The organism is Streptomyces hygroscopicus, from assembly GCF_026168105.1.
Classification (GTDB): domain Bacteria; phylum Actinomycetota; class Actinomycetes; order Streptomycetales; family Streptomycetaceae; genus Streptomyces; species Streptomyces hygroscopicus_D.
Genome location: NZ_LBMW01000093.1, coordinates 1 through 13,495 on the forward strand (window position 1 = coordinate 1; position 13,495 = coordinate 13,495).

Here is a 13,495-nt window from a genome sequence, read left to right on the forward strand (position 1 = left end):
CCCGCGGAGCGGGTACCACATCGCTGCGCGATGTGCAAGCGAACACCCGGCGCTGCGCGCCGGGTGTTTCGCTCCCGCGGAGCGGGAGCGCTGGGTGGCTGCGCCACTCGCACACCATGCTTGCTGCGCAAGCATGGTGACGGTCCGTCCGCTGCGCTCCCGGACCGGCGGGACTCCGTCCCGCTATCAGGCTTCCGCTTCGCTCCAGCCTGACCGGCGAGTCCGCTGCGCTCCCCCGCCTGACGGTCCTTCCGGCTGCGCCTCCAGTCCCCTGAGCCCGCTGACGCGGGCCGGGCTGGCTACGGAAGGTGGGGGGTCGCTCGTTTGTGTCAGGTTCCAGTGTAGTGGGTGCATCAGATTGATGCACAATGTACCGTTGGCGGAAACACGAGACACCCCCCAACCGCCCGGGAACTCCCCGGAATTCCGAGAGGAACGACCGCAGATGACCGGTCACCACGAAATCTACCGGACCCGTTCCCGCGCTGAGCAGCGATTCTGTCCGCCGGGTGACGCAGTGCCAGACGGTGGGCGTGAACGCCCGGTTGAAGGTGTTCGCGCTCCTGGAGGCGCACGGCGTGCCCGCGAGCGAGGCGGACGACCTGGTGGCCGCGCTGGAGGCCGGGGCGGTTGCTGGGGCGCAGTGCCAGGTGGTGGAGCTGGGCGGCATGGCGCCGGCCTCTCGGGGCTCGCTGTTCTCGGACGGCTGGGATGACGGCGTGACGGCCGTGAGCGAGCCCTGGTGGGCATCGCGGACCGGGACTGGTCGCGGCGCGGCGGCCAGTCGGCCGGGGCCGCTGAACTGGCCGTACACATCGCGGACGTGAGGCAGCGTGAGCGGGCCGGCCTGGTGCGGCTGGAGAGGTTCGTCCGGGAGAACGTGCTGCCGCGCACCCATCCGCACACCACGGCGCGGCGCCGGGCGCTGGAGGCACTGGGTGAGGCCGGCGGTCTGTGCACGGCCCGGACGCGGAACGCGGACGGAGACGTCATCGTCTGCACGCTCGATGCCGGGCACTACGACCCGGACGACAAGCCGCCCTTCAAGGACGGAAAGCCAGGCGGCTGGCACAAGGCGGATGCGTCGATCTGGAACGACTTGGGCGCGGCCTGCATTCCGCACGCGGCCCTCTGAAAGACCACAGGAATTGACCGCTCGGGGAGGCATGGAAATGTCAGCGATTCAGCTCAAGGAACACCAGGTAGATCAGCGCTCCGCGTTTCGCAGGTGGGTGGGATTCCCTGCAAGGTCATCTGTGCCCCCGCAGGGTGCCCGGGGCACGATCGTGTCAGCGACCGGTTCGGGCAAGACGATCACAGCCGCCGCGTGCGCGCTGGAGTCGTTCGCGGACGGCCGGATCCTCGTCACTGTGCCGACCCTGGACCTGCTCGCGCAGACCGCCCAGGCGTGGCGCCTGGTGGGCCACCGGGCCCCGATGGTCGCCGTGTGCTCGCTGGAGAACGACGCGGTCCTGAAGGAGCTGGGGGTACGCACCACCACGAACCCGATCCAGCTCGCCCTGTGGGCCGGGTCCGGGCCGGTGGTCGTGTTCGCCACGTACGCCTCTCTCGTGGACCGCGAGGACATCGACGCACCCGAGGGTCAGCGGAAGGTTCGCGGGCCGCTGGAGGCCGCTCTGGCGGGCGGAGACCGGCTCTACGGCCAGCGCATGACCGGCTTCGACCTCGCGATCGTGGATGAGGCCCACGGAACCGCCGGTGATCTTGGTCGGCCATGGGCGGCTATCCACGACAACGCCCGCATCCCGGCGGACTTCCGGCTCTACCTCACCGCCACCCCGCGCATCCTCGCCGCGGCCCGGCCGCAGAAGGGCGCGGACGGCCAGGAGGTGGAGCTCGCAACGATGGCCGACGACCCGGAGGGCACCTACGGCGCATGGCTCGCAGAGCTTGGCCTGAGCGAGGCGATCGAGCGCGAAATCCTTGCGGGATTTGAGATCGACGTGCTGGAGATCCGCGACCCCTCGCCCGTTCTCGGGGAGTCGGAGGAGGCGCGGCGGGGCCGGCGCCTGGCACTCCTGCAGACCGCGCTCCTGGAGCACGCCGCCGCGTGGAATCTGCGCACCGTCATGACGTTCCACCAGAAGGTGGAGGAGGCCGCCGCGTTCGCGGAGAAGCTCCCGGAGACGGCTGCCGAGCTGTACGTCAACGACGCCACCGACGACGACCTGGCCGCCGCCGACAAGCTGCCGAAGTCCTCCATCGACGCGGAGTTCTACGAACTCGAGGCTGGCCGCCACGTCCCGCCGGACCGGGTGTGGTCGGCGTGGCTGTGCGGCGAACACCTTGTGACCGAGCGGCGCGAGGTCATCAGGCAGTTCGCCAACGGCATCGACGCAGCCGGGCGCCGGGTCCACCGCGCGTTCCTCGCCAGCGTTCGCGTGCTCGGGGAGGGCGTGGACATCACCGGCGAGCGGGGAGTCGAGGCCGTGTGCTTCGCGGATACCCGCGGCTCCCAGGTGGAGATCGTGCAGAACATCGGCCGCGCGCTCCGGCTCAACAAAGACGGCAGCACGAAGGTGGCCAGGATCATCGTGCCGGTGTTCCTGGAGCCCGGTGAGGACCCGACCGACATGGTCGCCTCCGCGAGCTTCAGGCCGCTCGTGGCGGTGCTCCAGGGCCTGCGCAGCCACGATGAGCGCCTGGTCGAGCAGCTCGCCTCCCGCGCGCTCACCAGCGGCAAGCGCAAGGTCCACCTCAAGCGCGATGAGGACGGGCGGATCGTCGGGGCCGGCGGCGACGGCGAGGACCAGGAGCAGGACGACACCGACGCCGCTGCCGAGTCCGCCCTGCTGCACTTCTCCTCTCCCCGCGACGCGGCGACGATCGCCGCGTTCCTGCGCACCCGGGTCTACCGGCCGGAGTCGCTGGTGTGGCTGGAGGGCTACCAGGCCCTGCTGCGGTGGCGGGCGGAGAACGAGATCACCGGCGTCTACGCCGTGCCCTACGACGTTGAGGTCGAGGTCGGGGCGACCAAGGCGTTTCCGCTTGGGCGGTGGGTGCACCAGCAGCGCAAGGCGCTGCGGGCCGGGGAGCTGGAGGACCGGCGCAAGGTCCTCCTGGACGCGCCGGAGGCCGGGATGGTCTGGGAGCCGGGCGAGGAAGCGTGGGAGGCCAAGCTGGCCGCGCTCCGGTCCTACCGGCGGGCGACCGGGCACCTCGCGCCGCGTCAGGACGCGGTGTGGGGCGAGGGCGAGGCGATGGTGCCGGTGGGTCAGCACATGGCCAACCTCCGGCGGAAGGGTGCGAAGAACGGCCTGGGCAAGGACCCCAAGCGGGCCGCCGTGCGCGCGGCACAGCTGACGGAGATCGACCCGGACTGGGACTGCCCATGGCCGCTGGACTGGCAGCGGCACTACCGCGTCCTAGCGGACCTAGTCGACGCCGACGGCCAGCTGCCCGACATCGCACCCAGCGTGCTGATGGACGGCGACGACATCGGCAAGTGGCTCCAGCAGCAGAAGCAGCCGGGCACCTGGGCGCGGCTCCTGCTCGAGCAGCAGGAGCGGCTGTCGCAACTGGACGTCACGCCCGCTGAGGCACCGGCCGCCAAGAATGCGACGAAGGGCCAGAGCAAGGCGCAGCAGGCGTTCCAGCGGGGCCTGGCGGCCCTCACGCAGTGGGTGGAGAGGGAGGGCCACCGGCCGGTGCCGAGAGGCCACAGCGAAGAGATCACGGTCGACGGCGAGGCGGAGCCGGTGGTCGTGAAGCTGGGTGTGTGGGTCTCGAACACCAAATCGAGGCGGGACAAGCTCGCCCAGGACCAGCTGGCCGCCCTGCGGGAGCTCAACGTGGAGTGGGCGTGACGCTCCCGTCGGCGGGTCGTTGCACTAGTCGGACATCCCAGAGCACAGAGAGACCCCGGGCCGCAGATGCCCGGGGTCTCGTACTGTCTCGCCGCAATGGCGAGAGCTGCCTCCGTTGAGATGATCCACGCTGTCCGCACTGTCGACGAAGAGATCGTGTCGGCTTTACGCTGCGTGTGCAGAAGGTTACGAAGCAAGGGAAGGTCGTTGCCAGCCCTTTTCCAATGGGCCATGAGGGTGCGTGCTTCGCATGTGCGGGCCGCTGGGTGGTCATGGGGGCAACGGGCCTTGAGGAAGGAGAGGACAGTGGCTCCGAGCGTGGACCAGGCCCTCCAAGAGTGAGCCAGCCAGGCGAGCGATGAAGAACTAGACGCCGGACCCCGCCTGGAGGACTTGGGCGGAGCAGACGCCGTCGTGGCTGAGGCGGACACACTGGCCGCCGGGCCTCAGCTGCCCTATCTTCTCACCGCGCTGGCCCACGGCCTCGACACCGTCCCGGCCGATCAGGCTGCGCCCCTGCTTGCGGCTGCGGCTCGGGGCCTGCGCCAGCCCCACTCTGCGTGGGTCCTCGCCGACGCGCTCGACGTCGTGTGCACCCGGCCAGAGCTCGCCGCCCGACTAGGCAACCGGACCGTACGAGATCTGGCCGCGCTCGCAGAGGACGCGCTCGCTGGCGACTGCGACGCCGCCCTCGCCCAGCCAGCGATCGCCGGCCTACTGCGCCTGGCGGTAGCGGGAGGCTCCCCGCACCGTCTGCTGGCGCTGCTCACCGAGATCACCGGCACCGAAGCTGCCGACGCCTTGGATCGTCTGCCGATCCTGATCGGTATCGCTCGCGACCATTTAGCCGACACCGACCATCTCCTCGACGTCCTCCACGCCCTGGAGAATCAGCCCGACCTGAACCCGGCAACCCGAGCCGACGCGAGTTTCGAACTTGCCATGGCCGACGAGCGAACCGCTCTGGAGGCCGCCGACCGCAACACCGCCGACGAACAACTGCAACGAGCCCTGATGCGGTTCACCGAGCTCGACCGCACACACGAGGCACGCCTGGACGCCCGCGCCCACGCCGCCGCCATCGAAGCCGTCCTCGCCTTCGCCGACCTTGAACAGAATCCGACGGGTGACAACAGCGCCCGGCAACGGCTCACCAACGCAGCCGACCAGCTGGACACCACGGCCGCGCACCTCGCCGCCTGGACCGGCCGCATGCACCAGCTCGACTGGCTCAGCGCCCGCAGCCTGACCCAAAGCGCCTGGTCGAAGCTCGTCACCACCCTCAACGCAGCACAGGCATACCTGGACCAGCCCAGCTGGTACAACCCTCCCGACGCCCTGAACGACCTCCTGCAGATCTACCTCGCCAGTCGCAGCATCCACGCCCCCGCCAGTGACTCCCCGAGCCTCACGGCACTGATCAGCCCGGCCGTGGAAGCGCCGTTCGTGCGCAGTCAGGGCCTGCTGCACCAGCTCGAGCAAGCCCTCGCCCACGACCCCCAGTTCACCGACCACCCCGACGCCCAGACGCTGTACGACGCCGTGCACCGGCGGCGCCAGCAGCCGGCTGGTGAAACGGCACGGCAGGAGGCGGTGCCGGGAAAAGCCCTCGAGGGTCGTCCCGCACTTGCCGCGCTCTTCCGTTCTGATGCCAGCGGCCTACGCGACGACCTCGACCCTCACCAGCTCGACCAGCTCGCCCACCAACTCACCAAGGGCTACAGCCCTACAGGCAACGCCCGCGTGGACGCCCACCTAGAGACCCTGCTCGACATCCTGAAGACCAGCCCGGCCTGGAAGCCGCGCGACAGCCACTACTTCACCCCCCTGCTGGAGCACTTTCTGCGATTCCTCTACGACCGGTTCGATGCCCAGGCGAACCTCTACGGCGAGCGCACTGCCTACCTCGGGCCGGCGCGCAAGAAAGCCGACGGCACCGTCGCAGCATGGAACGAGAAACACCTCCAGGACGATTTCCACCAGCACATCAGTCCCCTATTCCCGCCAGGCACCGTGACACGGGAGAAGTGGGACGTCGCAGGCGGGCGTGCAGATGTCATCTATACGCCCGATCCTGCGAGCCGCTTCGTCGCCGAAATCAAATGGCGCACCACACGGTGGAAGACCCATGAGACTGTCGAACGGGACTACCTCGCCCAGGCCGCCAACCACACCGCTACCGGGCCGCCCTTCGCCCTGCTCCTCGTTGGCGACGCCAGTGACCACTCCGCCGGATACCGCGACATTGATGACAGCATCTGGATCGTCCGGCACGCCCGGAGCACGACGGAAATTCCCCGCCTGATCGTGGCCGGCGTCCTTCCGACCGCACGACCAACCCCGAGCGCACTACGCATAGCGCGCTCGTGACCGCGCTGACGGACGGCGCGGCGCGGCGGTCCCGGCGACGCGCCCCCGGCTGAGCGCGCCCCGATCCCCGGCCGCGGCCACGCCGCCCATCCCGCCTGTCCCTTCCTCCTTCACTCCATCCAAAGGACATGGGCAGAGCAGCCGCAACCGGGATGTCAGCGATCCGACCACGGCAAAACGGCGTGGTGACCTGCGCGGACACGGAGACGTTCCTGCGGGCCGCGCAACACCTAGCGCAACATCCAGCGCAACAGATAGGCGCAACCCTTGGCGCAACCTCGTGCTCCTGGTCGACCGGGGCGACCGGTCACGCGGCTCGGACGGCTCCGTGGGCGCGGGCGAGGTGGCGCAGCTCGGAGCGTACCGCCGGCGCCGAGGGGACGGTTTCCCAGTAGGGGTGCCACCACAGCCGTACAGACAGGCGCAGCAGGCGGCGGCGCAGGGCTGTGGTGTCGCGGGGGCGGGGTGCGGCGAGTGCTTGGTAGGTGGCGTTCCAGGCGGCTTGCGTCTGCACCAGGTCGTCGGGGAAGTCGGTCACGTCCATACCGGCATTAGATCGCTTGTTCGAATTATGTGTCACTTCGGACACGCCCCGTCCGGCGCTGTGGTCGGGGGTCGCGACCGGCGTGGTCGGCCTCATGGTTGGGCTTGTGGTCGGCCCCACCACGGCGGTCCGGCCCGGTCTGGAGCGGCACCCGGGCGGGTGATTTTCCTTCGCGTACGCGGGCGGAGTCCTAGCGGTGCGCGTCCAACTTGCCTATTTCGAGGGGGAATTGACAGCTTTTAGCATTCTCTGCCATGTTCCGTCCCACCGCTTCCGGCGAACGAGCGAGAGGTGATCTCATGCGACGAACGAATACGACGCGAGCCAGGCCGCCAAGCTACTGAAGGTGCCCGCAGCCGTCTTCCGGTGGGCCCGCCATACCGGCCTCATCCCTGCCCCGGACGCGTCGTCCTACCAGTGGTCCCGGGCCGCTGTGGAGGCACTGGACGCCGACGCCATCCGGGCCGCCATGTCCTCCCCGCCGATCGGCGGCAGCGCGGCGGCGGACCGGATCGGCGACGCACTCGGCACCCGGAACGTGATCGGCGAGAAGGCGAACGTCACGGCGTTCGTGGTGCGGCGGTTCGTCGACCGCGGCCTGCTGGTCGACCTGAGCGCGAACCCGGACGGGACGCTGCACCACCCCGGCCAGGTCGCGGAGGTCTGCCGCCGTGAGGACCTGGCGGACCTGGTCGCCGCCGACACCCCGCTCGGACCCGAGCAAGCCGCCGCCCGGCTCCGGCTGGGTCCGCTCACCGCAGTCGATCGAGGTCCGCTTCGGCACGAGCCGGGCCGGAGCCGTCGACGTCGCGCTCTACACCACGGCGTCCGTCGACGCGGTCGTCCCCGCCCACCCCGAAGTCGACTGGGAGCAGCTGCGCGCGGTGGAGAAAGACCGGCGCTCCCCTCTGGCATCGCTGCGCCCGGCACCAGCACCCGCCTGAGCGCCCCCGCGCCGGAACAGCACTACGAGGGTGCGCCCCCGCCCGCCGCGTCCCAGCCGTCCAGAAAGGGGGCCAGGGCGCGGCGTTGCTCTTCCTCGCGGGCGATCTGCCGGGCGAGGACGTCACGGTCGACGTACGGGTCGACGGCGGCCAGGACGGGAGGGCGTCCTTTCCTCTGGCGCAGGAGAGGGTGGTGTCGTTTCGCGATTCGTGTGAGCAGTTCACGCTCACCGGCTCGAAACCCTCTACCTAGTATGGACTCCTCAACTCTGGGCCTACTCACGGGCCTTGTCACCAGCACGTTGGCCTTGTGGCTTCGCCTTCGCTGGCGCGTGCGGCAAGAGCAGACGCGCGGTGCCTACCTCGTTGGTATCGCTCAGGCCCTACCCCGGGGAGGGCGGTTCGACGGACGGTGCGGGGACGGAACCCGGCTTCGTCTTGTCGTGAACGGGAGCAGCGAGCATGAGTGACCGCGAGCCGCGGGAAGCCACGGGCACGGCACAGCCGGCCCAGAGCGCTTCCGCCTTCCCCTCCACCGAAGAATTCGAGGCCTTCTACCGGGAGTTCACGCCGAAGCTGGTCGGTTTCCTCATCAGGCAGGGAGCGCGCCTGTCGATAGCGGCGGAGATCGCCCAGGAGACCATGACCACGGCGTTCCGGAAGTGGTCTGAAATCAGCAACCCGCCTGCCTGGGCGCGGCGGGTCGCGTCTCGAGAACTCATTCGGCATATCAGCCGCGCCGATGCGGATCTTTGTGAGGAGGTTCCAGAGCCTTCCTCGCTCCTTGCCTCGCCGGACGCGGCTGCGGAATGGGAGCAGCAGCAGGATCTTCTGCGGTTGCTGGCCGATCTTCCTCCCCGGCAGCGGCAGATCATGGCCTGGAAATACGACGGTCATTCGCCTGCGGAGATCGCCGAGGAGCTGGGTATCAGTCCTGAAACCGTACGCGCCAGTCTCCTCAAGGCCCGCCGCGTGCTTGCTGCTCGCCTGGCACAGCGTGAGGAGCGTGAAGACCGATGACAGACGTGTTCGAACAGTGGTGGGCGAAGCTGAACCTGCAGTTCGACACGGAGCTGGCAGACCTTCTTGACCTCAATGCCGGTCTGCGCGAGATCGGGCTGGAGAGGGACCAGGCGCAGCTCGAATCCGGGCTGGCCAGCGTCCTGGATCTGTCGGGAGGGCTAGCGGCCATTTTGGCCGGAAACGTCGATGCACCCAGGTTCTTGCCAGCCGAACCCCCTTCGGCACAGCAGTGCCATGACCCCGGCCCGTGGCGTGAAGCGGTGTCCGTGGAGGCCCGCCTCGCTGTCCGGACTTCTCCTCTCGCGCATGCCCTGCACCTGTCTCATGCAACGGTGCGCTCTCTTGTACGCGCCCGAGACCTGGCACAGCAGGAGGAAGCCCGCAGTGACTACGGTCCGAATCACCAGTTCGACACCGACCGGATGATGGCTGCCAACTGCACTCGTGCGCTCCTTGTCGACTGCGATGCCAAAGCACTTCCCGCCCAGGCCGTCCTGTGTGCACATGACCTGCTGTGGGTGCTCGAGTACGTCGAAGATCACGGTCACGCGCACTACGCCCTTGCCCTGGAAGGTGCCCTCGCGCGAGCTCAGGACCTGCTGCGCGTCCTGACCTCAGAGGTCGTCGGCCGCCTTGGTCTCAGCGAAAGCCTCCTGCCGGACTACGAGACGATCCTGAGCCTCCTGGACGACTTCATCGGAGCAGACCTGCGCCAGGCGAACCTGACGGGGGTGAAACTGGACGGGCTGTGGTGGTCAGAGACATCCACAAGCTGGCCGCCCCACGTGGACATCGAACTGCTCAAGCTCGACTCGGTCGAAACCGCACCGGGATCGGGAATCTACGTGATCACCCAACGCGGTATGACCAACATCCCCGACAGCCTCACGTGCGCGTGAACTCGGCTCCGGCGACGGCGATCCCCCGCTGCCAGCAGAGCAGGCTTCAGCCCGCACGGGGCGCACCAGTCAGCGGCTGCGGCGTTCCTCGGACCAGTTCCGGAGCTGGTCTTCAAGCAAGAGGTTGTCGCCGCGGCTGACGGTAGAGGTATCGTGAAAGTCGACGGTGTGACGCTCCACTGAGTGCCGTTAGCGAGCCATGATCATCAGGCAGGCGCGGCTGTCCAGTGACACCGAACCGGGACACCTTGCCACTGAAGTTGGACCAACTGCTCGCTGACCGGCCTCGGGCCGTCAGCGCGCCAGTCTGAGGCGTGCCGTCTCTGCGGCATGGGAGGCGGCTTCGATCAGCCCGAGTTCGCCGGCGAGCGTGCCCACGAAAGCATCAACCGCCTCGATCGCGCGGCCCTCCATGGTGTCGGGCTCAGCGAAGTACGCCGCGAACTCTCCGGCGCCGATGGTCGCCGGGGCGGGCCGACGAGCCTGGTAATCCGCCCACTCTGGCCGAAAGACGGCGCGCACCCGGTCGAGCTTTCGCTCGTCGATCTCCTCGTGCCGAAGGCGGCGGATCGTCTGCTCTCTGGCCTTCCACATCGCGATGTGGTGCTGGACGGGGACGGGCCCGAACGGGCCGGCCAGGGCTCGTTCGATCCTCGGCATTCCGGGCTGGACTGGCCAGGGCGAGTACAACTCCGTGAGGACCGCAGTCAGTCTGTCGATGTCGATTCGGCCCGTCCGCTCGCCTCCCTCGAGGACGAGCTGGGCGGCGCGCCGTTGCTTGAAGGTGGCTGAGGAGTGGGCGAGTTGCTCAACGATGGCGCGGACGTTCTCGCTGCGCCGGACGGCGGTCGTCTGGCCAGTAGCGCGCGCGTGGGTGCGCCAGGCTCGGCGCGCCTGCGGGGTGAGCACGATCGTGTCGTCGATCAGCCACAGGTACAGCACGACGCGGATCAGCGAGCGTTGCGGGATGCGCCCCAGCGGGGAACGCTCTCGAGCTTCGAGAAGTCTGGTGAACAACTCACGTTGCTCCGGGGGGAAGACTCGCGGATCGCTGCCGTGCGCGCTGGTCTTGCGCGGCTCAGGGTTGGCGAGCATCCCGTCCTCGACCCAAGAGGTCACCATCCTGGGACTGGCCTTCATCACACCCAGAGCGTGCGCGTCGGCAACCAGGTCGGCCGAAGTCCCTTCGACCCACGTGGTGGCCCGATTCCCGTTCATGGCGCCGAACTTACATCGAGATTCGAGCCTCAGGAGCTGCATTCAGCGCACGTCAGCCATAAGGCTTGGGGCTGCAGAAACTGCGCCCCGCACCGTATCCCTGCCAGGAACACGCGGTGCGGGGGCAGCCGACTCATCCCCTGAACGGAGACCGTCATGTCCCACCGTACGCACCGCCCCGTCCCGAAGCGGCGACGTGCCCGCCATCGTCTTGTCCAGGGCCTCGGACAGGCGGCGTTCTACGCCGCTTCCGCCACGTTGGCTGGCGGGCTGGTCCGCGAGCTGCTCCATCTGGTCCACACGTCCGTCTCTTCGTGCTGACCTGGGCGCCGGTGAGATGCCGCGTCCTGCCGCGCGCGGCATCTCACCGGCGCCGGCTACAGGTAGAGGTCTGCAGCTTCGAGTTGAGAAGACCGCGGTTCAGCGGGGGCGCCGTGAGAACGGGCCGACACCACCGACCGCCGCCTTGCTTGATCCGCTGAGCATCCGCTGCAAAAGCGCCCGCCCGGGACGGCGAACACGAGACCCTGGTGGAGTGACCCATCACCCCGGCCTACTGCGGACCGCTCCCCTGCCGGGAGAGACGACCTCGTCGCTGATCTGCCGCATCGCGAGCCGCTACGGGCTGGAAGCGAAGGCGCTGCGGTCCTGCCGGCACTGGCGCAACTACCAGCCCGGGCATGACGGCGGGGGCGCGCGAGCCGATGCCGAGGTGCTGCTGAACGCAGCAGGACGGCAGCTCCTGGCAAGCCTGTGCGGCGTCAAGGACAACGTGCTGGCGCGGGCGTTGCCGTCCTGGGAACAGGAGGACGTCAAGCTGCCCGCCGAAGAGGACGCAGTGCCGGCGGCGGCGTGGCGGATCGGCGGCGCGGTCGCCGGGCCGGTGGCGTTCGGCTGCCGCCTGTGCGCGGCCCGGCGTACGGGGACGGCCGTGCGGGTGGTGCGGTACGCGCCGCTCTGGTCGCGGGTGTGTGTCCGGCACGGGCGGTGGTTGCAGAACGCGGACGCCGACCAGCCCCTCGAGCACCTCGACCTGCGGGATCTGCCGGAGGTGGTCCAGGCGCAGCGGTGGTGGACCGGGGTGGCGCGGCGGGCGGTGCGGGCCGGGGCCGATCCGGAGCGGGTGTTCGCGCTGGCGCATGCGGTGGTGGCCCGGTGGTGGGAGCAGGCTCTGCACTGGGAGCGGGAGACGGTGTGGCCGCGGCGTCTGCACCAGGTCGCGGGCGGTGACGCCGGGGGTGATCTGGAGCGGTGGCGGATCGTGGGGCGGGACGCGATCGTCTTCCCCGAGGTGGTGGCCGTCGCCGACGCGCTGCTGGACCCGGCCATGGCCCACCTGGCGTGGTTGGACAGCGGTGCCGGGCGGCCGCGGGCGCTGCCCGCCGACGGGACGTTCTGCCGCCGGCTCGGTGAGCGGGTCGGTCGGCCGTGGCTGGGGCCGCTGGCCGCGACCGACTACGGCGGCCCGCTGACCTCCTGGATGGGCAGCGTCATCCGCCTACGTCGCGGCGCCGGCGGGCTCCCCGGATACGACAACGATCCATGGTGGCTGCGCCAGGAACACCAGAGCGCGACCATGGCCGGGCAACTGAGGGTGCTGGGCAAGGAGAAGAAGGCGCCCGGCTCGGGCAGGATGTGGCGGGCGGCGGTGCCCGCCGAACAGCGCACGCTGATCACCCGGGCGATCGAGAGCGCCGAGGAACAGCTGCTCCAGCTGCGCGGAGTGCAGACCGGGCCGACCGCCGACGTCGCCCGGCAGCTTCTGCGCAACCTCCGCCACAGCGCCGGCCTGATCGACAACGCCTGGAAGCGGACCGCCCTGGTCGCGGTGAACGCCGGGATGCCCTGGGAAGAGGTGGCCCAGTGGGCGGACATGTCTCCCGACGCCTTGATGAACATGCTGACGGCCGGCCAGGAAGACGGCGACTGAAGACCCGCTTCGGGAAGCGCGGAGCAGTCGTCAGAGTGGGCTCGTCAACCGTTAGCGCACGCGGTACCCGTTCGTGGCAGGAATCCCCAAAACCAGGTGGCTGCAGGCGGATACGGCTTGGCTGAAGCAGGTGATCAACGCAGATATGGCCGGGCCAGGAAGCCGGGCAGGGCGGGTGGCGGCCGGTCACCATACCGGGTTCGAGACTGTCTTTCTCGACCCCCTCGGGCAGGTGGTCCAGCAACGGTGGGAGGACGCCGCCCTTGCGGTGGCGTTCGAGGACCTGGCGCCGGTGTCCGCGTTCCCGGTGATCCCGGGGCGGCGGTGGGGACCGGGCCTGTGGTGGTCGGCCACGACCGGACAGCACGTTTCTGCGGGCTCGAACGCGATGCGCACCCAGCTGATCGTCCTCGACCGCGATCCGCGCGTGACCGCCCTGGCGGGGCGGCCGGTACGGTTGCTGTGGCGCAACCCTCGCGGGCAGGTGCGTTCCTGGGTGCCGCAGCACTTCGCACGCTACACCGACGACACCGCCCTGCTCGCCGACTGCCCCAGCCATCCCGACGCCGGCGGCGAACGCGCGATGAAGGCCACCGAGGCGGTGACGGAGGCGTGCGCGCAGATCGGCTGGACCTACCGCCGCCTCCCACCGCTCGACGACGTTCTGGCCGCCAACCTGAAGTGGCTGGCCGGCTACCGCCACCCCCGCAACGCCGGCCGCCCCGGGCTGAGGGAGGCCG

12 protein-coding genes are annotated in these 13,495 nt (G+C 69.5%); 9 read left to right on the forward strand and 3 right to left on the reverse strand.

Annotation, left to right across the window (positions count from 1 at the left end; translation table 11 throughout):
• Positions 1 to 509: 509 nt before the first annotated feature.
• The 4 genes from AAW14_RS38335 (at position 510) to AAW14_RS38350 (ending at position 6,197) form a co-directional block, all read left to right on the forward strand.
• Complete coding sequence (locus AAW14_RS38335) at positions 510 to 827, forward strand: hypothetical protein (protein WP_265569096.1); 318 nt, start codon at positions 510 to 512, stop codon at positions 825 to 827.
• On the forward strand, positions 824 to 1,135 hold the full coding sequence (locus AAW14_RS38340) for a hypothetical protein (protein ID WP_265569097.1): 312 nt from the start codon (positions 824 to 826) through the stop codon (positions 1,133 to 1,135). The genes AAW14_RS38335 and AAW14_RS38340 overlap by 4 nt, the downstream gene beginning before the upstream one ends.
• 37 nt (positions 1,136 to 1,172) lie before the next feature.
• Complete coding sequence (locus tag AAW14_RS38345) at positions 1,173 to 3,827, forward strand: DEAD/DEAH box helicase (RefSeq protein ID WP_265569098.1); 2,655 nt, start codon at positions 1,173 to 1,175, stop codon at positions 3,825 to 3,827.
• A 414-nt stretch (positions 3,828 to 4,241) separates the two neighbouring features.
• Positions 4,242 to 6,197, forward strand: a complete 1,956-nt coding sequence (locus AAW14_RS38350) for a hypothetical protein (RefSeq protein WP_265569100.1) — start codon at positions 4,242 to 4,244, stop codon at positions 6,195 to 6,197.
• 307 nt (positions 6,198 to 6,504) lie between these two features.
• On the opposite strand, the gene AAW14_RS38355 is transcribed toward AAW14_RS38350, so the two are convergent.
• Entirely contained in the window at positions 6,505 to 6,741 is a 237-nt protein-coding gene (locus AAW14_RS38355; RefSeq protein ID WP_265569108.1) for a hypothetical protein, read from the reverse strand.
• Between the two features lie 411 nt (positions 6,742 to 7,152).
• Entirely contained in the window at positions 7,153 to 7,305 is a 153-nt protein-coding gene (locus tag AAW14_RS38360; RefSeq protein ID WP_265569102.1) for a hypothetical protein, read from the reverse strand.
• A 107-nt stretch (positions 7,306 to 7,412) separates the two neighbouring features.
• Here AAW14_RS38360 and AAW14_RS38365 point away from each other — a divergent pair, with 107 nt between their 5' ends.
• From AAW14_RS38365 to AAW14_RS38375, 3 genes are all read left to right on the forward strand, one after another.
• Positions 7,413 to 7,685 carry a hypothetical protein gene (locus tag AAW14_RS38365; protein WP_265569103.1) on the forward strand — a complete coding sequence of 91 codons (273 nt, stop codon included), beginning with the start codon at positions 7,413 to 7,415 and terminating at the stop codon, positions 7,683 to 7,685.
• A 462-nt stretch (positions 7,686 to 8,147) separates the two neighbouring features.
• Positions 8,148 to 8,705: an RNA polymerase sigma factor gene (locus AAW14_RS38370; RefSeq protein ID WP_265569104.1), complete on the forward strand. Its 558-nt coding sequence runs from the start codon at positions 8,148 to 8,150 to the stop codon at positions 8,703 to 8,705.
• Entirely contained in the window at positions 8,702 to 9,607 is a 906-nt protein-coding gene (locus AAW14_RS38375) for a hypothetical protein (protein WP_265569105.1), read from the forward strand. The genes AAW14_RS38370 and AAW14_RS38375 overlap by 4 nt, the downstream gene beginning before the upstream one ends.
• A gap of 294 nt (positions 9,608 to 9,901) precedes the next feature.
• On the opposite strand, the gene AAW14_RS38380 is transcribed toward AAW14_RS38375, so the two are convergent.
• Positions 9,902 to 10,867 (reverse strand): hypothetical protein, encoded by a 966-nt coding sequence (locus AAW14_RS38380; protein ID WP_265569106.1) that lies wholly within the window; start codon positions 10,865 to 10,867, stop codon positions 9,902 to 9,904.
• Between the two features lie 493 nt (positions 10,868 to 11,360).
• On the opposite strand from AAW14_RS38380, the gene AAW14_RS38385 reads away from it, so the two are divergent.
• Both AAW14_RS38385 and AAW14_RS38390 read left to right on the forward strand, forming a co-directional pair.
• A complete protein-coding gene (locus AAW14_RS38385) occupies positions 11,361 to 12,755 on the forward strand; it encodes a DNA-binding protein (RefSeq protein ID WP_265569107.1) in 1,395 nt (464 codons plus the stop codon).
• Positions 12,756 to 12,900: 145 nt separating this feature from the next.
• Positions 12,901 to 13,495, forward strand: a 595-nt coding sequence (locus AAW14_RS38390) for a TnsA-like heteromeric transposase endonuclease subunit (RefSeq protein ID WP_265569109.1), incomplete at its 3' end; no start/stop codon positions are given.

Bases quoted from the DNA above. Each gene is read 5' to 3' on its own strand.
- AAW14_RS38345 (WP_265569098.1), top strand. From the start codon at position 1,173: ATGTCAGCGATTCAGCTCAAGGAACACCAGGTAGATCAGCGCTCCGCG.
- AAW14_RS38355 (WP_265569108.1), bottom strand. From the start codon at position 6,741: ATGGACGTGACCGACTTCCCCGACGACCTGGTGCAGACGCAAGCCGCC.
- AAW14_RS38370 (WP_265569104.1), top strand. From the start codon at position 8,148: ATGAGTGACCGCGAGCCGCGGGAAGCCACGGGCACGGCACAGCCGGCC.
- AAW14_RS38375 (WP_265569105.1), top strand. From the start codon at position 8,702: ATGACAGACGTGTTCGAACAGTGGTGGGCGAAGCTGAACCTGCAGTTC.
- AAW14_RS38380 (WP_265569106.1), bottom strand. From the start codon at position 10,867: ATGCAGCTCCTGAGGCTCGAATCTCGATGTAAGTTCGGCGCCATGAAC.